Raw genomic sequence first — 21,596 nt, forward strand, 5'->3', positions numbered from 1 at the left:
ACATTACTACTTGACATTACAAAGTAGTTAGGATAATATTTACATATAGACTATTATGTAATACAAAGTAGGTGAATATATGGCTAAGACAACACAGATATTAAAAGGTTTATTGGAAGGATGCATTTTAAATGTAGTTAGCAAACATGAAACTTATGGGTATGAGATATGCGAAAAGTTATTAAATTATGGATTTGAAGAAATTACAGAAGGTAGTGTTTATCCCATACTTATAAGATTAGAAAAGAAAAAATTATTATACTCTATTATGAAAAAATCACCTTTAGGACCTATGCGAAAATACTATTATATTACAGATGAAGGAATTAAAGAATTAGAGGAGTTCATAACTTCTTGGAACAAAATCAAAAAAAATATTGATAATGTTTTGGAGGAATAAATATGTTATTAGAATTAAAATTAAAAAAAATAAGATTGCAAGAACAAAAGAAATTAAATAGCAAAAATCTAATGATATTTAAAAGTATGTGTACATACATTCAAAATAGCAATTTAAGAGGATACGAAAAAGAAGAAATACTACAGCAGATAATGGATATAATGCTGCAAACTCAAGCAGAAGATAAGAATATGCATTTATTTATTGGAGATGACTATAAAAAATTCTGTGATTCAATAATTAAAGAATATAATACTGGAAAGACTCCTATTTATAAAATTTTAAATTATATTCAGCAATATATTCTTTTTACATTTTCTCTAGTATTAGTGATATTATTAACTAAAGGACTTTTAAATAATTTTAACTTTACGCTTAATATTACTGTAAGTAATTTTTTCTTAGTAAGTATTATTTCTCTCCTTATAATACCTTTATCTAAAAAAAATCAACAGGAAAAAGCTTTCATTCCTTTTCCATTCAATTTATCCATATTCAATAACAAATGGAATGTATCGCTAATAATATTTATAATGATTGGTTATGAAATAATAATGAATATTATTTCAAACATGTTTGAAATAGATATTTCTTTATATACTATAAATTTGTTTAACAATATTATATACGTGATTATCTTTACTATTACAGCAATATGTATAGAAATATACAAAAGAACTTCATTAAGAAATAAATAAAATAAAAAAGGAATTGAAGAAGGTTTAATAACCAACTTCAATTCCTTTTTTCTTAAAGTAATTTAATTCCTAATTTTTCACATTCCTCTATAACTTCATCAGACCATATAGATGATTGAACCTCTCCTATATGTGCTTTTCTTAAGAAGAACATGCATATTCTAGATTGTCCAATTCCTCCACCCATAGTTAAAGGAAGTTTATCTTCTAAAAGCATTTTGTGGAACTGTAATTCTCTTCTATCCATTGCATCTTCTGATTCAAGTTGATACAATAATGCTTCCTTATCTACTCTGATTCCCATAGATGATAATTCAAAAGCACTATTTAAAACTGGATTCCAGAATATAATATCTCCATTTAACTTCCAGTCATCATAGTCTGGAGCTCTACCATCATGCTTTTCTCCTGATGCTAGCTTATCACCTATTTGCATAATAAATACTGCACCTTTTTCTTTAGCAATTTCATCTTCTCTTTCTTTTGAAGTTAACTCCGGATACATATCCTCTAATTCTTGAGTAGTAATAAAGCTTATTTTCTCTGGTAATATCTTTTCTATATGTGGATATTTTTCATTTATGAAAGCTTCAGTACCTTTGAAAACTTCATATAGAGATTCTACAGTACTTTTTAATTTTTCTATAGTTCTATCTTCTTTAGTTATTACTTTTTCCCAATCCCATTGATCAACATACATTGAATGAAGGTTATCTAACTCTTCGTCACGACGAATTGCATTCATATCTGTGTATAAACCTTCTCCTGGTTCAAATCCATATCTATAAAGAGCCATACGTTTCCATTTTGCAAGAGAATGTACTATTTGAAACTCTTCTCCTTTTATGTCTAAGGCATCAAAAGCAACCGGTCTTTCTACTCCATTTAAATTATCATTTATTCCTGAATTAGCATTTACGAAAAGTGGAGCTGATACTCTTATTAAATTAAGCTTTTTAGCAAGCTCTCTTTCAAAATAATCCTTAACACTTTTTATAGCTATTTCTGTCTTTTTTAAATCTAAACTTGATGTATAACCCTCTGGAATCATAAATCTTTGTGACTTTCCCATATAAAATCCCCCTCGTCAATATTTATCTGATATTAATTAACATCCCTACGAATTAATTGTTACTTTGATAATCATTATATATTCATAATTATAATATGTCAATATTATTTATAATTATTTTTCATTTTAATAATAATTATAGTTTTTTATTGATGATTTATCAATATTCTTCTTTGGATACACTGCAAAAATTTCATATTATCAATAATAAAGAATTATCTTAATCCCCAATTACTACTCCCCAGTCACCAGAGAATGATGTTTTGCTACTACAAAACTAAAAAATAGGCTTTAAGTAGATATAATCTATCTTTAAGCCTATTTAAACTTATTTTTATCTAATTGTTGTTAATTACTTTTATCTTTTTTCTTTACACTGGGGATTGGTGATTGGAGACTACGAAGTATAAGAATGTTGCAGTGCAACATTCTTATACTTCGTAGTCTATTGCTGCTGATTTTTCCAACATAGGTTTTAAATTTTTTAAAACTTCATTTACGTGATATGGATGTACTTGATATTCATCCATAGCTTCATGAGAATCAAATCTAGTAATTATTGATAAATCAAAGGATCTTTCTGAACGAACTACATCTACTCCTACTTCTAATTCTTTTAATTGAGGTATATTTCCCCTCATACCTTCTAAAATCATCTTGGCTCTTTCAATATTTTCTGGCGTAGGGTCTTTTAATTTAAAAAATACAATGTGTGTGAACATAATCTTTTATCCCCTTTTTATTAATTATTTATCTTACCATTTTAGCAGATATCAATGCCTTAGAAATTAGTTCTTTCTTTTTATACATGGTTATTTCTACCTTACAGAAATTTCTTCCCATATCAATTATTTCAGAATGTATATCTATTACACTATCCATTTGTACAGGCTTCATAAAATATGTCATTATACTGTCTACAGTAATATTTATACTATTTTTGTGTCTTAAGGTCATAATACCTATAGTAGATAAAAGCATATTTAATGAACTCCAGGATGCTGTACCTAATTGGTCTAACATCTCTGGTATTATTTTACCTGAAAAAGTCATCGTATTATCTTTTGTTTCATATTTAAAATTCTTTAGTATTAAATCTTCTAAAGTCTCTCCTACTTGTGGTTGTCTAGCTGCATATTGAAGTGCTTTTATAACATCTTGACGACCAACAACTCCAATTAGCTTTTTTCCATCTACTACAGGACAAAATTCTATTCCTTCCCATCCCATAATATGTGCTGTATATGATACAGTGGTTTTATCTGTAACTGTTATCGGTTCCTTACTCATTAGCTTGCCTACAGTAGTTTCCTCATTATTATTATTAGGCAAATCTTTTATAGTTACAATGCCTACTACATTCATCTGTTCATCAACCACAGGATATCTTTGATATTTCGTTTCCTTTACTATTTTTCTAAATTTCTCTACACTATCATTTATTTTTAAATACTTAGGATTTGCTTCCATGATATCTTCTACAAGAATAATATCTTTCTTTATTAAATTTTCAGATATTGCCTTATTTATCATGCTTGCTACAGTAAAACTATCATAAGTAGTTGATATAATAGGCAGACACTTTTCATCACCTAATTTTTTTATTGAATCCCTGCATATTAGTCCACCAGTTATTAAGACTGCACACTCATGATGTAATGCAAATTCTTGAATGTCCTCCCTGTTACCTACAATAAGTAATGATCCTGGTTCAATATATTTCATAGCTTCATTTATCTGCATAGCACCCATAATAAATTTATTTAATCTCTTATGTACACCATCTTTGCCACCAACAAGAGTACCATCAACTATATTTACAACCTCTGCATAACTAAGAGATTCTATATTTTTTTTCTCAACCTTTTCAATCCTAACCGTTCCTACCCTAGGTATAGTAGATACAATCCCCATATTTTCAGCATCTTTTATGGCTCTATAAGCAGTTCCATCACTGACACCTTGATCATTGGCAATACTGCGAACAGAAATTTTAGTTCCTACGTCTAGAGAAGTTATATATTTTATTATATCTTCATGTTTTGACATACACTAACCTACTTTCCTTCTTTCCTTAGCTCCTCTGCTATCTTTTCTATTCTTCTTAATCTATGATTAACTCCTGATTTTCCAACTGGAGGATCTAACATTTGTCCAAGTTCCTTTAAAGATTCATTTGGAAAGTTCAATCTTAATTCAGCAATCTCTCTTAAATTTTTAGGAAGTCTTTGAAATCCTATTTCGCTTTGAATGAGCTTAATACTTTCTATCTGCCTTACTGCTGCATTAACTGTTTTGCTTAAATTAGCCGTTTCACAATTTACCAGCCTATTGATGTTATTTCTCATTTCTTTCATAATTCTAACATTTTCAAGTTCTAAAAGAGATTCATGTGCTCCAATTATATTAAGCAAATCTACTATTTGCTCGCCTTCCTTTATATATATGACATAACTGCTTTTTCTTTGAATAACCTTAGAGTTCAATCCATAACTATTAATAATTTTACTTAAATCATTAGCATAATCTTCATGATGAGTAACAAACTCCAAATGGTAAGTCTTTTCTGGATTACTTATACTTCCTCCACCTAAAAAAACGCCTCTTATAAAAAGTCTTTTACACTCATCTTGGGTAACTATCCTTTCTGGAACACTATATTCCAATAAAATCATATCATTTTCTTCATTCAGCACTCCAATTTCCTTCAGTAATTCCTTAACCGGCATTTCATGAGATATCATAACTAAATAAACATTATTCTTTTTTAAAGAATTACTCTTTTTAACAAAAAGTTTTGTGTGTATACCAAAATGTTCCTTTAAGAGTTTAAACACTAGCCTTGCAATAGCTGGATTTTCTGTAGCAACCCTAAAATTTATTTTTCTATCCCCTCCAAACCCTAAAGTACCACTGACTTTCATAATTCCTGATAACAATGCAGTTGCCTCTGCTTTAGTAAATTTCGTATATCTGCAAATTTCATTTTTTACTTTTGAGGAAAATGACATCTTGTTTCTACTCCTTACTCTTTTTATTTTCCTTTAATCTTTTAGATAAATAGAAGTACTCTATTATCTTTCTTTTATCATATAGCAATTTTTTATTCATAATTATTTCCATAAGAAACTTTGCTAATTTATCTGGATCATGTCTGATCCATCCATTTTTTATAGTTATAAAATCACCTTCTGCAATTTTAACATTTAAATTATTAATTTCTTTTTCATCAATTTTTACTTGTTTAGCATTTTGTTCTAAATATTTTTCTTTTATTTGTTCACTTATAGTTTGAGTATTTGTTGCTACATAATTAATTATTCCTGAACCACAGTGTTTGAATATGGCCTGTATATGTTCAGCAACACCATAATCATCAGTTTCACCTTCTTGAGTCATTATATTTGAAACATATATTTTCAATGCTTTAGAGTTTTTTAATGAATTACTTATATCTTTAACTAAAAGATTAGGTATTACACTTGTATAAAGACTTCCTGGTCCTAAAATTACAGCATCAGCCTCCATAATAGCATCTACTGCTTCCTTTAATGCTTGTGCATTTTCCGGCTCAATAAAAAGTCTGTTTATTTTGCTCTTCTGATTTATTGATTCTTTTGGAATATTTGACTCTCCTTGAACTATGTTTCCGTTTTCAAGTTCAGCCTTAAGAACCATATCATCTAGTGTAACCGGTAAAACTCTTCCTGTTACTGCAAGAACTGAGCTCATCTTTTGAACGGCTTCTTCAAAATTATTAGATAATCCATCCATAGCAGCTAAAAACAGATTGCCGAAGCTCTGATTTTTTAAGTTTCCATCTTTAAATCTATATTGAAGAAGATCTTCCATTAATGGCTCTGTATCAGCTAAAGCTAAAATACAGTTTCTAATGTCCCCAGGTGGAAGCATACCTAATTCCTCTCTTAAAGCACCAGATCCTCCACCATCATCACCAACTGTCACAATAGCTGTAATATTAGAAGTATAGTGTTTCAGTCCTCTTAGCATTGTAGAAAGTCCTGTACCACCACCTATTGCTACTACTTTTGGACCTTTTACAAGCAATCTCTTTTCATATATTAAGTTTTCCAATTTAGCTGAATCTAATGATACATTTAAATATCCTTTGTTGACTAGAATCATTACTGAACGTATTCCTTGTGTAACAGAAATATAAAGAATTATAATTCCTGAAATAATTAAAAATATATAAAAATACATATATTCTTTACATGAACCTTTTTTGTTGAAAAACTCCACAAATGCAAACACTATGAATAAAATACCCATGACTCCAAGTGTAATCCATCTTTTAACTTTTATACCTGGTTTAAGCCATTCAACTAGCTTCATAATTTAATTCCACCCTTTGTTACATCTTCATTTATATCTCTATGCTCTTTACTTACTTTATGACCCTCTGAAAGCAATCTGTCATAAATAGCATTTGAAATAGTAACAGAGCGGTGTCTTCCTCCAGTACATCCTATTGAAACTATAAGCTGTCTTTTTCCTTCTTTTATATAATTAGGAATCAAAAATTCAAGCATATTAGATAGCTTCTCAATAAATTCATTAGTTTCTTTAAAACTTAATACATAATCTTTAATCTGCTGATTATTACCTGAAAACTCTTTAAGTTCAGGTATATAAAAAGGGTTTGGTAAAAATCTTACATCAAAAACTAAATCTGAATCGACTGGTATTCCATATTTAAATCCAAAAGACAAAACTGTTATCATAAGATTCTCTATCTGTCCTTCGTCTGCATATATTCTACTTATTCTATCCCTTAACTGCCTTGTACTCATATTTGAAGTATCTATTATATTTGTTGCTCTATACTTTACTTCATTAAGTCTTTTTCTTTCAAGTTCTATACCTTGAAGAATTCTGCCTTCTGGAGCTAGTGGATGCTTTCTTCTGGATTCTTTATATCTTTTTACTAACACTTTATCACTGGCATCTAAAAATAATATTTCATATTTATAATCTTGTTCTTTCAAATATTTCAAATTTTCAAAAAGATCATCAAAAAATTCTCCACCTCTAATATCAATCACTAAGGCTATTTTATCTATTTTACCATCTGTTTGATAGCATGCTTCAGCAAATTTAGCCATTAACGTTGGAGGTAAGTTATCTACACAAAAATATCCTAAATCCTCTAAGCTTTTAATTGCTTGGCTTTTACCTGCTCCTGATAACCCTGTAACAATGACAAATCTCATAAGTATCCCTCCTGTATTAATACAGTCTTGTTTTTTTATTATAACACGAATTTAATCTAAAGTGTTTATTTACTTTTATACAGTTCATGAAATTCCAATTCAATTTCAAGATATTTTATCTGCATCAAAATAATACACACTTCAGCTATAACTATAAAAAATATTAATAATATAAATATCTTTTAGTTATAATGAGTGTGTATATATTACTTTCTAACTTAACACTTTTAATATATTTAAGTAGTTTTTATTATTTTATTTCTCTAATTGTCTATTTTAATTACTATCCTTTTCATCTTCTCCAATTATTCTAACTTCAGTACATAAATCAACATTAAATTTTTCCTTAACAGTTCTCTCAACAATTTCTATTAAATCTAATATATCTTTTGCAGTTGCATTTTTCTTATTGATTATAAATCCTGAATGCTTCACTGATACCTCAGCTCCACCTACACATGTTCCTTTTAATTCACTATCTTCAATAAGCTTGGCAGCAAAGTACCCTTCCGGCCTTTTAAAAGTACTGCCTGCTGATGGATATTCCAATGGTTGTTTTTCTTTTCTTCTTCTCATTAGCTCATCCATCCTGCTCTTTACTACATCATACTCTCCCTTTTCTAATTTAAAAGCAGCCTCTAATACTGTATAACCATATTTTAATATCACACTGGTTCTATAGCTTAATTCCAACTCATCTTTAGAAATTTCTCTTATATTTCCTTCTTTATCTATTACAAGTACACTCTCAATTACTTGTGATATCTCGCCATTGTAAGCTCCTGCATTCATAGCAACAGCTCCTCCAATACTTCCCGGTATACCACTTGCAAATTCTAATCCTTTTAAACTTGCCTCTAGGGCAGCATTAGCTACGCTTGAAAGTAATGCTCCACCTTGAGAAACTACTCGTTCTCCTTCTACCTGAACTTTATTTAACTTAGATAGCTTTATTACTACTCCTCTAATTCCTCCATCTCTAACAATTAAATTAGAGCCATTGCCAATTATAACATAAGGTGTATTATTATTTTTACAAAAGTCTATTACTCCTTTTATTTGTTCATAGCTTGTAGGAGTAACCAATATATCAGCAGGTCCTCCTACTTTAAAAGAAGTATAGTTTTTCATTAATACATTAACCTTAATATCACTTTCTTCCACAATCTCTTTTAATTTATTACTTATATCCTTATAATCAAACATCTGCTTCTCCTTGACAATTAATAAAATATGTAATTAGTATAATAGATATACAACCTTCTAATCAAGTTCTATATCACCACCCTTGCCTTTTTTCTGAAGATATGTAATGAATTTTTTATAATCTGTATTCATTATCAATTCTTCCGGCATTTCAATCTTTTTTAAAATATCTTCTAATTTATCGAATTGTCCTATTGCAAAAGATATATGGGAGTCTGTTCCTAATATCACTTTTGTACCATGTTTTTTACACAACTCTGCAATCTTAGTACATATAGGAGCGCTTCCCTTACGTGATGTTTTAAATGAACTGTTATTGATTTCAACTAAAATATTTTTCTCTTTTGCTTTTTTTACAATTTCTTCTTCGTATATTGGAAAATTAGGATTACCAGAATGTCCTATAATATCTACATATGGATTATCCATTACATTAAGAAAAGCCTCTGTATTTTCCTCTATAGTACCTGGATTAATACAAGGTTCATGTAAACTTGCTATAACTAAATCCATATTTTTTAAAGTATTTACTGGCATATCTAAATTCCCTTTATAATCCATAACATTAGCTTCACATCCATAAAGCATAATAACTCCATATATTTCTCTAGGTAAAACTTTGTAATTATCAAAATACCAAATATGTGGTGAACCCGGCATAGCTGTGCCATGTTCAGTTGTTCCTAAAATCTTAAGTCCTATTTCAGATGCTTGTTTTGCATTCTCTAATAAAGTAGAATATGCATGACCACTGACTATTGTGTGTGTATGAACATCAAGAACATATTTCACATTATCACCCTTCCTATTTATTCTTATGAAAAAAATCTAATATACTTTTTGCAGCTTTTTCATCAATTGATTCTGTACTCAACAATTCATTATAAGGAGCTTTTTTTATATTTTCAATACTACCAAACTTTTTTAATAATTCTTTTCTTCTTTTCGCCCCAATATTGGGTATATCTTCTAAAATAGAATGAAGTACTCTTTTATCTCTTAAACTTCTGTGATAAGTTATAGCAAACCTGTGAACCTCATCTTGAATTCTAGTTATCAAATTCATTACCTTCGAATTGGTTTTAATCTCTAACTCTTTATTATTATATACCAAACCTCTTGTTTTGTGTTTATCATCTTTAACCATCCCACAAACAGGTATTTTAATATTGAGTCCCTCTAGAACATCTAAAGCAACATTCACTTGACCCTTTCCACCATCCATAAGTATAAGATCAGGAAAAACACTAAATTTTGCTCCACTGAATAATAGCTGTCTTTCTTGAATTTCTATTATCTCTTTAAGACCATGTTCAAATCTTCTAGTCAATATTTCTCTCATACTATCATAGTCGTTAGAACCTTTAATTGTCTTTATCTTAAATCTCCTATAATCACTATTTTTAGGATTTCCATTTTCAAAAACCACCATAGTTCCTACAGAGTCTACCCCCTGTATATTGGAAATATCATATGCTTCTATCCTTTTGGGAGTTTCATCCAAATTTAAAATTTCTGATAACTCACTAAGAGCTCCCTGATTAAATTCTTTCTCTCTCTTTAACTTTAATTTGAATTGCTCCAACATAATTTTAGCATTTTCCTCAACCATATTTAATAATTTCTTTTTTTCACCTATTTTAGGAATTTTAATCTGTACTTTAGTACCTTTTTTATAAGAAATCCATTCTTCTAAAAGTTCCAATTCTGCCCCTTCAGGAACATAGATATTTTTAGGTATAAAAGCAGCTCCTCCATAAAAATTTTTTATAAAATCAGAAATTATTTGACTTTTATCCTGAAAAATATTATTTTCTAGAATAAAATGCTCTCTTCCTATTATTTTGCCGTCCCTCACAAAAAATACCTGACAACACCATTCTTCTCCATCACTATATAAATTTACAAAATCTTCATTTTCAAAATTACTCAAAATAATTTTTTGTCTTTCTCTTATTTTGTCAACAGCCATTATCTTATCTCTTAAAGTTGCTGCCTTCTCAAATTCTAAATTTTCTGCTGCTTGATCCATTTGCTTCTTTAAACTATTTACTATATTATCATCTTTGCCAGTAAGCAGATCTACTAACCCTTCAATTATATGTGCATATTCCTCTTTTGTTATATGCTCAGCACAAGGAGCCTTGCATAGATTTATATGATAATTCAAGCAAGGCTTCATCCTATCTCCATTTACTTTTATTACTTTTTTACAGGTTCTTACAGGGAAAATTTTCTTTATAAGCTCTATTGTTTCATATATAGCTGAAGCATCTGGATAAGGACCAAAATATTTTGCACCATCCTTAGCTCTTATTCTAGTTACAAAAACTCTAGGAAAATCTTCATTAATTGTAACTTTTATAAAAGGATAATGTTTATCGTCTTTAAGCAAAATGTTGTATCTTGGTCTATATTTCTTTATAAGATTACACTCTAGAATAAGAGCCTCCATCTCCGAATCTGTAATAATATATTCGAATTCGGCAATGTTTTTTACCATAGCCTTTACCTTCGAACCATGATTTTTTGAATTTTGGAAATACTGTCTTACTCTGTTCTTAAGGACCTTTGCCTTTCCGACATATATAACTTCTCCTAAAGAATTCTTCATCAAATAAACCCCTGGATTTTCTGGAAGCATCTTAAGCTGATATTCAAAATCAAACATTTCAACCCTCCACTCTCAATTATCAATTCTCAACTTTCATAAAATTGTCGGCAATCTAAATATTGTATATACTAATCCCATAATCATAAGAAAATCCTCAAATAAATTTCCACTCTTAGAACTCACCTTGTAACTTATGGGGAATTTGTATTTTTTTGTTATGAATGGATAAAATAAAGGTATGCCCATTTTGGTTAACATATCACCTGCTAGATGCATCCCGTATCCAATAATAAAGTAATAGACTATAAAATTTATATTGTAAACTTTGCCCAAATACCCAGCTATCAATGTAAAAGCTATAAGTCCAGTCAGACTGTGGGTTAATCCATTTCTGTGAGAAGATAATGCAATAAATATAAGGATAATTCCTAAAGCTTTTAACGCAGGCTCTCCCACATATAAGTAATCAAACCAAAGCACTACTAAAGCTAAACATGAATATATGGTAGTCTTAGTCTTCTTATTCTTAACTGGTAAAAAACATTTATTTATAATACTCTTTGGATGGTCTATATCTGGTATTAAAGAAGATATTATTACTATTATTAATCCAATATAACTAAATCTTCCTGGTAATTTGTCACAAATGGACATAAAAGTTACTGCTCCAATGCCAGCATGAGTTTTCCCTTTCATATTTTCTCCTTTGTCATTTAAATGATATAAAAAAAGCCAAGGTTCGATAAAACTCTTGACTTTATTATATCACCATAGAAACAAAAGAAACATATGTTCATACTTATTATTCTAACTTTTGTCCATTTTTATTTTTTTAAACCTAATTTCATCACTTCTCTTGCAATTTCAGCGGCTTTTTTGCCTCCTACTCCACCATTTTCTACAACAACAGCTACAGCTATCTGTGGATTTTCATAAGGAGCAAATCCTACAAACCAGGAATGAGGTTTCTTATTACCACTTTCATTGTCAGCAGTACCTGTTTTACCACATACAGTTACTCCATTAATAGAAGCATTTTTCCCAGTTCCTTCTTCAACAACTTTTTTCATTAAGTTTTTTAATATATTTGCATTTTCACTTGAAGTTATCTGACCTAAAACATCAGTTTTAGTTTTTTGGATTCTTTCTCCCTTACTATTCAAAACATCCTTAACCAAAGTTGGTTTCATCATGACTCCATTATTAGCAATAGTAGAAGTTACTAATGCCATTTGTATTGGGCTTACTAGTACTGACCCCTGTCCTATGGCACTTTGAGCAATATTTCCTTTTTCATTTCTTTTCAAAGTAGGAAATCTACCTTGTTTTACACTAAAATCATCTATAGAAAGTTTCTTATTGAAATAAAAATTTTCTGCTGTTTCACGTAACTTATCATTTCCAAGTTCAAGTCCTAAACCACCGAAAACTACATTACTTGACTCTGCAAAAGCTTCACTAAAATCTATATTTCCTAAAACTTCACCGTTATAATTTTTTAAGGATTCCTTTGAGTTAAAGACAAGAACACCTTCATCTTTAAAGTTTTTTTGAGTAACTCCCTCAATATGCTCAAGAGCACTCACTGCTGTTATCAGCTTAAAAGTTGATCCTGGTGGATACAATCCGTAAATAGCTCTATTATACAATGGATTATCCTTATCCGAATTAATATTCTTCCACTCTTCCTCAAGTTTATTAGGATTATATGAAGGCTTTGAAACCATAGTTATTACTTCCCCTGTTGTAGGATTTAAAGCTACTACAGCCCCTTTATTGTCTCCTATAAGTTCATAGGCTTTCTTTTGAATTTCATAATCCAAAGTCGTTCTTAAGTTGTAACCAACTTGATCGGTTTTTTCAGTAATTGAATCAAAAACCTTGGATAATTCCATGGTTCCGGCGCCCATCAGAGTAGAATCATACTTCTTTTCAAGTCCTGTCATACCGTATCTTGGACTTACATATCCTAAAACATTTGCAAAAATTTCTCCATAAACATAGGTTCTCTCTTGATTTAAAGTACTTACCTTTTTACTTTTAGTAAGAGGTTTCATATTTCTATCATAAATAGTTCCTCTTAATATTGCATTTCTTTTCGCCTGCAGTCTTCTATTATATTGACTTGCAGAAATTTCCTCTGCTTTAAAAATTTGAAAATATGTTATATAGGAAATTAAGCCTATAAAACAAACCAAAAAGACTACAAGAACTTTTTTTATATTTCTAGAGATATCATTATTTGAAATGTCACTCACTGCCAGCTGCCTCCTCAGAAATTTTTTGTAATATGCCTAACGTAAAAAAAGTAGTAATCATGGAACTTCCTCCATAACTTATAAGAGGCATTGTTATACCTGTAAGAGGAATTACATTTATAACTCCACCAACAATAACTAAAACTTGAGTAGCTATCATAGAAGAATACCCAACAGCTACAAGGGCAGAAAATTTATCTTCTGCATATACAGCCGCTCTCATACATCTATAAAACAATAGAAAGTATAATATTATAACAGCAAAACCCATTAATCCACCCAGTTCTTCACATATTACTGCAAAGATAAAATCTGTTGAATTTACAGGAACAAATTCTGGATGTCCAAGTCCAAGTCCACTTCCAAACAATCCTCCAGAAGCAATAGCTATCATAGACTGTACAATTTGATAGCCTTTATCATTGGCATAACTCCAAACATCCTTCCATATTAAAAATCTAACTCTAATATGTGAAAATAATTTATAACTTATAACTGACCCTGCAGCAAATAATCCAAAACAAGTAGCTACATACTTAAATTTAGATGTAGCTATATAAAGCATGGTAACAGAGATTCCAAAAAATATTAAAGCTGAACCTAAATCTCTTTGAAGCACCATAAATCCAAGAGATATCATTACAACAATTGCTGGTTCAATCAAATCTTTATACTCTTTATACTTTTTTAGTGCTGCTGATAAATATGCAACCAAGAATATTTTTGCAAATTCCGATGGTTGAAATCCATATCTACCTATGAAAATCCAGTTTTTGGCACCATACTTTTCTTTACCGAATAAAGTTCCCATCGCCATCAAAATTAACGTACAAGCTAAATAAAAATATTTCCACTTTGCAAATCTTTTCAAGTCAGGAAGTAACACGACTATAATTATAAATCCTGTTATCCCAACTACAAACCATATAACCTGTTTAATAGCATAGGTGGTATTTATTCTATAAAGAATAACCAGTCCAATTACAGTTAATATACACGCAAAGATTTGAATATACTTATCTCCATCTGGAAAAAACTTCCTAATTATAAAATGAGCATATGTAATAAGACCACATACAACCCCCGCTACAACAATTGCAGTTTTATCAAAGCTTTTTTCCGGCCACTGTAATATACTTAAATTGAAAAAACATATTAAACAGAATATATAAGTATATACTAAAAGCTTTTTCTCCTCTCTCCTACTGTCCATAATTCATTCTCCCTTAAACCAAAATCCTTATCTTACTTCTTTATCTTTTTCTATTTTCTCTTCTAAACTTCTTAAACTTATCTATTATAGGACTTTAAAAACATACTCTCCAATCAAAATTTCATCTCCAGATTTTAAATAAGTTACTTTATCTATTGGTTTATTATTAACTATAGTACCATTTGTACTCTTTAAATCTTCAATAAAGCACTCATTATTTTTAACAAAAATCTTCGCATGATGTGATGAGATGTATTCATTATGTAGAACAAGCAAATTATCATCTTTTCTACCTATAGACAGTAAATTATGAACAGGAATAACTGAACCCTTTTTTAAATTTGCATTCCCCTTTCCTATTTCAACTACTTCTAATCCAAAAGCCTTAGAACTCCTTCTTTTTTTCTTATTTCCACCTTTTATATCCTTGTACATTATTCTTAATGCCCAAAATATTATTATATAAATTACTGCAATGATTAAAACTCTTAAAATTAGCTTTAATAAAGGCATATCATATCACCTTCTTACTCCTTCATATTTAATATATTAGAGACTAGCATAAGAATAATGCTAGTCTCTAATTTTATTTCTTTTTATTATAGCATGTTTTTCAAATAATATCCTGTATAAGAATTATTATTTTTTGCTATTTCTTCTGGTGTACCTGTACATATTATTGTACCTCCTTTATCCCCACCCTCTGGTCCTAAATCAATCAGATAATCACAACACTTTATAACATCCAGATTATGCTCAATAACCACAACTGTATTTCCTGTTTCCACTAAACGCTGTATTATATTTATTAGTCTGTTTACATCATCAGTATGAAGTCCTGTTGTAGGTTCATCCAATATATAAAGAGTTTTCCCTGTACTTCTCTTAGATAATTCTGAAGCCAATTTAATTCTCTGAGCTTCCCCACCTGAAAGCTGAGTGGATGGCTGTCCAAGCCTTATATAACCAAGACCTACATCCATAAGAGTCTGAAGCTTATTCTTTGCTCTTGGAATATTAGAGAAAATTTCTAATGCTTCTTCTACAGTTAGCTCTAAAACTTCATCTATATTCTTACCTTTATACTTTACTTCCAATGTTTCCCTATTATACCTTTTTCCTTTACAAACTTCACATGGGACATACACATCAGATAAAAATTGCATTTCTATTTTTATTATTCCATCTCCATGACAAGCCTCACATCTCCCACCTTTTACATTGAAACTAAACCTTCCTGGTTTGTATCCTCTCATTCTGGCTTCTGGAGTATTAGAAAACAATTCCCTTATTATATCAAATACCCCTGTATAAGTTGCTGGATTGGACCTTGGAGTCCTTCCTATAGGACTTTGGTCTATATTGATAATTTTATCTATGTTTTCCCATCCCAAAATCTCCTTATGAAGTCCTGAAATCACCTTTGATTTATTAACTCTTTTATTCAATCCTTTATAAAGTATCTCATTTACAAGAGTACTTTTTCCAGAACCTGATACTCCAGTTACAGCAGTTAGTACACCTAATGGAAATTCAACATTTATATTCTTTAAGTTATTTTCCTTAGCTCCTATAATTTCTATTGTTTTTCCATTTCCCTTTTTTCTTGCCTCTGGAACTACTATTTTCTTTTCTCCAGTTAAATACTTTCCTGTTATAGAGTCACTACAGCTTTTTATATGCTTTATATCTCCTGCTGCAACAATTTTCCCTCCATGTTCACCTGCCCCTGGTCCTATATCCACAACAAAATCTGCTGCTCTTATAGTATCCTCATCATGTTCAACTACAACTAAAGTATTTCCTAAATCTCTTAAATGTTTTAAAGTTCCTATAAGTCTGTCATTATCTCTCTGATGAAGTCCTATACTAGGCTCATCAAGAATATATAAAACGCCCACCAATCCTGAACCAATTTGACTTGCAAGTCTTATTCTTTGAGACTCTCCTCCTGATAAAGTTCCCGCTTTTCTATTTAAAGTTAGATAATCAAGTCCTACATCAATTAAAAATTCGAGTCTGCTTTTTATTTCTTTTAATATTTGATTAGCTATCATTTCATTCTTCTCAGATAACTTTAAATTTTCTATAAATTTAAGTTCATCCTTTATAGACATATTACAAAATTCAAATATATTTTTTTCACCTACAGTTACCGCTAAAGCTTCTCCTTTTAATCTTGCACCACTGCATTTGGGGCAAGGTGTATTACTCATATACTGCTCAATTTGCTTCTTTATATAATCAGAGTTTGTTTCCAAATATCTTCTTCTTAAATTATTGATAACTCCTTCATATCTATGGTTATATAAACCTTGCTTATCTTCTTTAACATACTCTACAGTTATTTTTTCTCCATCCAAGCCGTACAAAATTTTTTCCAATATATCTCTAGTCAAATCTTTCATTGGAGTATTCAAATCAAATTCATATTCCTTTGCCAGTGCTTTGAAAATACTAAAGGTCCATGAATCTTCCTTTAAAGCTCCATCTCCTAAGGAAACTATTGCCCCTTCTATTATACTCTTTGTTTTATCCGGTATGATTAAATCTTCATCAATTTCCATCAAAGATCCTATTCCATCACACTTATCACATCTTCCAAAAGGAGAGTTAAAAGAAAATAATCTTGGTGCTAATTCATCTATACTTATACCGCATTGAGGACATGCAAATTTTTCACTGAAAAGAATATCTTCTTCTCCTATAACATTTACAATTACTTGACTTTCTCCTAATTTCAATGCTGTTTCCAAGGAATCTGTCAATCTGCTTGTTATTCCTTCTTTTATAATTAATCTATCTACTACCACTTCAATGGTATGCTTTTTATTCTTATCTAAATTTACCTCTTCCTCTTGTAAATCATAAATTTCTCCGTCTATTCGCACTCTGACAAAACCATTTTTTTTAATATTCTCAAGAGTTTTAACATGCTGACCTTTTCTTCCTTTTACTATGGGAGCTAAAACTTGAATTTTTGTTCTCTCATCAAGTTGCAAAACTTTATCAACCATTATATCTACACTTTGCTGAGTTATTTTTCTTCCACATTTTGGACAATGAGGCACCCCAACTCTAGCATATAACAATCTTAAATAATCATAAATTTCCGTAACAGTTCCTACAGTAGAACGTGGATTTCTACTTGTAGTTTTTTGGTCAATAGAGATTGCTGGTGACAAACCTTCTATATATTCAACATCTGGTTTATCCATCTGTCCTAAAAACTGTCTTGCATAGGCAGACAAAGACTCTACATATCGTCTTTGTCCTTCAGCATAAAGAGTGTCAAAAGCCAAAGATGATTTACCTGAACCTGAAAGTCCAGTAAAAACTACTAATTTATCTCTAGGTATTTCAAGATCAACATTTTTTAAATTATGTACCTTGGCACCTTTTATAAAAATTTTATCTTTCATGCATCTTGCCCCTTTCTCTTATAGTGAATATTAAATTTGCTCACGCAAATTTAATATCTTATCTCTAAGCTCTGCCGCTCTCTCAAACTGTAAATCCTTGGCCGCTTGTTTCATTTCCTTTTCGTACTTAGTTATAAATTTTTCTATCTCTTTCTTAGTAAGTTTTTGTCCAGTATTATCAACCTTATATTCCGTTTTTTCCTCTTCCACTCTTGTATTCTGTATAACTTCCCTTATATCTTTTAAAATTGTCTTTGGAATAATTCCATGCTTTTGGTTATACTCTATTTGAAGTTTTCTTCTTCTGTTTGTCTCACTTATAGCCTTTTCCATAGCATTTGTTATATTGTCTGCATACATAATAACTTTACTTTCTGAGTTCCTTGCAGCTCTTCCTATAGTTTGTATAAGAGAAGTTTCCGATCTTAAAAATCCTTGTTTGTCTGCATCAAGTATAGCTACTAAAGCAACCTCTGGAATATCAAGTCCTTCTCTTAACAGATTAATTCCCACCAGAACATCAAATTCACCTTTTCTTAAATCCCTGATTATTTCCATTCTTTTTATAGTATCAATACTGGAATGTAAATACTCTGTTTTTATTCCCATTTCTTTTAAATAATCTGTTAAATCCTCAGACATCTTTTTAGTTAATGTTGTTACAAGCACTCTGAAACCCTTCGCTGCAGTTTCCCTTATATTTGCATATAGATCATCAATTTGTCCTTTTATAGGATTAACTATTATCTCAGGATCTAAAAGTCCAGTAGGTCTTATAATTTGTTCAGCTACATTTGTAGAATGCTCTAATTCGTATTGAGAAGGTGTAGCACTTACAAATACTGTTTGATTTAATTTTTTTTCAAATTCTTCAAATTTAAGAGGCCTATTATCATATGCACAAGGAAGTCTAAAACCATATTCAACAAGATTGTCTTTTCTTGATTTATCTCCTCCATACATTGCCTTTACTTGTGGAAGAGTTACATGACTTTCGTCAATAAACAACAAAAAATCTCCTGGGAAATAATCTATTAAAGTTTGTGGTGGAGTTCCTGAATCTCTTCCATCTAGGACTCTAGAGTAATTCTCTATTCCACTGCAGTATCCAACTTCTCTCATCATCTCAATATCAAAGTTGGTTCTCTGTTTTATTCTTTGGGCTTCTAATAATTTTTCTTCAGCAATTAAATCTCTAACATGAATCTCTAACTCTTTTTCTATCTCTATTATGGCTCTCTCTAAATTTTCTTTTGAGGTTGCAAAGTGAGAAGCTGGAAAAACACGAACATGTTTTATTGAACATAGAATTTCTCCTGTAAGCACATCAAATTCTCTAATTCTATCTATTTCATCTCCAAAAAATTCTATTCTTATACCTGTATTAGTATTAGATGCAGGAAAAATATCCAACGTATCTCCCCTGGCTCTAAAGGTACCTCTTACAAAATTTATTTCATTTCTTTCATATTGTATATCTACCAACTGCCTTATTACTTCATCTCTATCTTTCTGCATTCCTTCTCTTAAAGACACAGTAAGTTTTTTATATTCTTCCGGATTACCTAAACCATATATGCATGAAACAGAAGCTACCACAATTACATCTCTTCTTTCAAATAAAGCTGAAGTAGCAGAGTGTCTTAATTTATCTATTTCATCATTTATTGATGCATCTTTTTCAATAAAAGTATCCGTTTGAGGTACATAAGCTTCTGGTTGATAGTAGTCATAGTATGATACAAAATATTCAACACAATTTTCTGGAAAAAACTCTTTAAATTCTGAGCATAGCTGAGCAGCTAAAGTTTTATTATGTGCTAAAATCAAAGTTGGTTTTTGTACGCTTTCAATAATATTAGCCATGGTAAAAGTCTTACCTGAACCTGTTACTCCTAATAATGTTTGAAATTTTTCTCCTCGCATGATTCCTTCTGCCAGGCTATTAATAGCTGTGGGTTGATCACCCGTAGGCTTGAATTTAGAATGTATTTTAAACTCTCCCATTTTACCATCTCCTATGAACATTTGTTCGGTTATATTAATAATATACTTTTATATTTTTTATGTCAATATGCTTATTTATGTATTTATTTTTTAGATTAAATACCATAAATGGTTTTATTTTCTTGAAATTAATTAATAAAAAGCAACTTAAACATCAAATAATGTTTTTAAGTTGCTTTTGCCTTGATCTATTTATTCTTCATCTTTTCTAGGATTTCTGAAAATTTATTTTCATCAACCTTAACTACCATAGTATCTTCTGGAACAGACATAGGAACAAACACAACTCCAAGTCTCTTAAAATTGCTTGCATTTTTATATCTTATTTCTTCTAAATTCCCTGCCGCTCTTTTAATTTTAAACCATGCATGATTAGAAGTTTCTCTAATAATATTTAAAATATCATCTTCTTTTGATATTCTTCTATCATTAACTTCCACCAAAACATCTCCACTTTTTATTCCCATTTCCGAAGCAGGAGAATTAGGCGCTACCTCTAAAACCATCATTCCACTTTCATCACTTACATATTTAGGTTTTTCATAAACTTCCAAATATCTTTGCATATATATCATAAGTTCGTGTGCAGCTGGCGCAAAAATAACAACAAATAACTTAAAGAATATATTTAGTATTGCAAGTCTTGCAAATATAAATAATATTACACTATAAATCATTATCATAAGCCCTGATGAAATAGACTTTTGTTTTTTTGTCTTAGTAAAGGTTACACTGTTATATCCTATCATCCCATAGAAAGGCATAAGCATTATTGCAGCACTCTTCAACGCATCAAGAGGTGTGGAAATATTCAATAATGTATTCCAGTTAGAAATCGTAATTACATCCTCTAAGGAATGCATCGTTGAATTAATTATCAAAACAATAGCTATGGGTATTGCCCAATATCTTTTAAGTGCAAATCCACCAATTATTTTATTATCTTTCTTTGTAAAAATAGGTATGGAGCCTTTGTTTCCATCAAGTATGACTAATATACCTTCAACAAAATGTAAAACTGCAATTAAAGTCATAAGTGCAACTAAATCTATCTTTAAAAAATTTAATGCTTCTACATCTACACCGTACATGACTTTCATTATTTCCAACAAAATACTCACAAACCCTAAAATAGCTCCTGAATAAGAAAAGCATATTAATCTTGGATTTACAAACATAAGAAATACAGATGTCAAAAATATTAGTTCTATTGACGTATTCTCGTCAAAAGCTACTCCAAAAAAGCTTAGTAAGACACTTCCCATAATACCTGCAAATAAACCTAAAACTATTTGGGATATTGTAAGTTCGAAAGGCGTATTCAATTTATCTCCAATAATCATTTTTTGCATTAATACTATTTTTTTATTTTGTCTATAAAACATAATAATAAAACCAACTATTATAAATACATAAGGCGGCTTCACAATGGCATATGCTACTGCTCTTAGTGTATTTAATAAAATACTCAT

At 30.1% G+C, this 21,596-nt stretch carries 18 protein-coding genes; 2 read left to right on the forward strand and 16 right to left on the reverse strand.

The window, feature by feature from the left end:
• The first annotated feature begins 79 nt into the window (after nt 1-79).
• Both OIO11_RS04770 and OIO11_RS04775 read left to right on the forward strand, forming a co-directional pair.
• Nucleotides 80-400, forward strand: coding sequence for a PadR family transcriptional regulator (locus OIO11_RS04770; RefSeq protein WP_268070226.1), 321 nt, complete (start codon nt 80-82; stop codon nt 398-400).
• Between the two features lie 2 nt (nt 401-402).
• Entirely contained in the window at nt 403-1,098 is a 696-nt protein-coding gene (locus OIO11_RS04775; protein WP_268070228.1) for a DUF1048 domain-containing protein, read from the forward strand.
• Between the two features lie 52 nt (nt 1,099-1,150).
• Here the strand turns inward: OIO11_RS04775 and asnA are convergent, their stop codons facing one another.
• From asnA to OIO11_RS04855, 16 genes are all read right to left on the reverse strand, one after another.
• Complete coding sequence (asnA, locus tag OIO11_RS04780) at nt 1,151-2,170, reverse strand: aspartate--ammonia ligase (protein WP_268070230.1); 1,020 nt, start codon at nt 2,168-2,170, stop codon at nt 1,151-1,153.
• A gap of 431 nt (nt 2,171-2,601) precedes the next feature.
• Nucleotides 2,602-2,892 (reverse strand): Dabb family protein, encoded by a 291-nt coding sequence (locus tag OIO11_RS04785; protein ID WP_268070231.1) that lies wholly within the window; start codon nt 2,890-2,892, stop codon nt 2,602-2,604.
• Between the two features lie 28 nt (nt 2,893-2,920).
• On the reverse strand, nt 2,921-4,219 hold the full coding sequence (locus tag OIO11_RS04790) for a DRTGG domain-containing protein (protein WP_268070232.1): 1,299 nt from the start codon (nt 4,217-4,219) through the stop codon (nt 2,921-2,923).
• Between the two features lie 8 nt (nt 4,220-4,227).
• Complete coding sequence (whiA, locus tag OIO11_RS04795; RefSeq protein ID WP_268070233.1) at nt 4,228-5,181, reverse strand: DNA-binding protein WhiA; 954 nt, start codon at nt 5,179-5,181, stop codon at nt 4,228-4,230.
• Between the two features lie 7 nt (nt 5,182-5,188).
• The gene (locus OIO11_RS04800; RefSeq protein ID WP_268070234.1) at nt 5,189-6,526 is read right to left on the reverse strand and encodes a gluconeogenesis factor YvcK family protein; all 1,338 of its coding nucleotides are present in this window, start codon (nt 6,524-6,526) and stop codon (nt 5,189-5,191) included.
• Nucleotides 6,523-7,404: an RNase adapter RapZ gene (rapZ, locus tag OIO11_RS04805; protein ID WP_268070236.1), complete on the reverse strand. Its 882-nt coding sequence runs from the start codon at nt 7,402-7,404 to the stop codon at nt 6,523-6,525. The genes OIO11_RS04800 and rapZ overlap by 4 nt, the downstream gene beginning before the upstream one ends.
• A 276-nt stretch (nt 7,405-7,680) precedes the next feature.
• Nucleotides 7,681-8,610, reverse strand: coding sequence for a UDP-N-acetylmuramate dehydrogenase (murB, locus tag OIO11_RS04810; RefSeq protein WP_268070238.1), 930 nt, complete (start codon nt 8,608-8,610; stop codon nt 7,681-7,683).
• 57 nt (nt 8,611-8,667) lie between these two features.
• Entirely contained in the window at nt 8,668-9,402 is a 735-nt protein-coding gene (locus tag OIO11_RS04815) for a phosphatase (RefSeq protein WP_268070240.1), read from the reverse strand.
• A 13-nt stretch (nt 9,403-9,415) separates the two neighbouring features.
• Complete coding sequence (gene uvrC / locus OIO11_RS04820) at nt 9,416-11,281, reverse strand: excinuclease ABC subunit UvrC (RefSeq protein ID WP_268070242.1); 1,866 nt, start codon at nt 11,279-11,281, stop codon at nt 9,416-9,418.
• Between the two features lie 36 nt (nt 11,282-11,317).
• Entirely contained in the window at nt 11,318-11,920 is a 603-nt protein-coding gene (locus OIO11_RS04825) for a metal-dependent hydrolase (RefSeq protein WP_268070244.1), read from the reverse strand.
• 128 nt (nt 11,921-12,048) lie between these two features.
• The gene (locus tag OIO11_RS04830; protein WP_268070245.1) at nt 12,049-13,482 is read right to left on the reverse strand and encodes a peptidoglycan D,D-transpeptidase FtsI family protein; all 1,434 of its coding nucleotides are present in this window, start codon (nt 13,480-13,482) and stop codon (nt 12,049-12,051) included.
• Nucleotides 13,475-14,695, reverse strand: a complete 1,221-nt coding sequence (locus tag OIO11_RS04835; RefSeq protein ID WP_268070247.1) for an FtsW/RodA/SpoVE family cell cycle protein — start codon at nt 14,693-14,695, stop codon at nt 13,475-13,477. The genes OIO11_RS04830 and OIO11_RS04835 overlap by 8 nt, the downstream gene beginning before the upstream one ends.
• An 84-nt stretch (nt 14,696-14,779) precedes the next feature.
• Nucleotides 14,780-15,208, reverse strand: coding sequence for an FHA domain-containing protein (locus OIO11_RS04840; RefSeq protein ID WP_268070249.1), 429 nt, complete (start codon nt 15,206-15,208; stop codon nt 14,780-14,782).
• Between the two features lie 86 nt (nt 15,209-15,294).
• The gene (gene uvrA / locus OIO11_RS04845; RefSeq protein WP_268070251.1) at nt 15,295-18,117 is read right to left on the reverse strand and encodes an excinuclease ABC subunit UvrA; all 2,823 of its coding nucleotides are present in this window, start codon (nt 18,115-18,117) and stop codon (nt 15,295-15,297) included.
• A 30-nt stretch (nt 18,118-18,147) separates the two neighbouring features.
• Nucleotides 18,148-20,124 (reverse strand): excinuclease ABC subunit UvrB, encoded by a 1,977-nt coding sequence (uvrB, locus tag OIO11_RS04850; protein WP_268070252.1) that lies wholly within the window; start codon nt 20,122-20,124, stop codon nt 18,148-18,150.
• A gap of 188 nt (nt 20,125-20,312) precedes the next feature.
• Nucleotides 20,313-21,596: a PDZ domain-containing protein gene (locus OIO11_RS04855; protein WP_268070253.1), complete on the reverse strand. Its 1,284-nt coding sequence runs from the start codon at nt 21,594-21,596 to the stop codon at nt 20,313-20,315.

The organism is Clostridium sp. ZS2-4 (assembly GCF_026719745.1).
In the GTDB taxonomy this organism is placed as follows: Bacteria; Bacillota; Clostridia; order Clostridiales; family Clostridiaceae; genus Clostridium_H.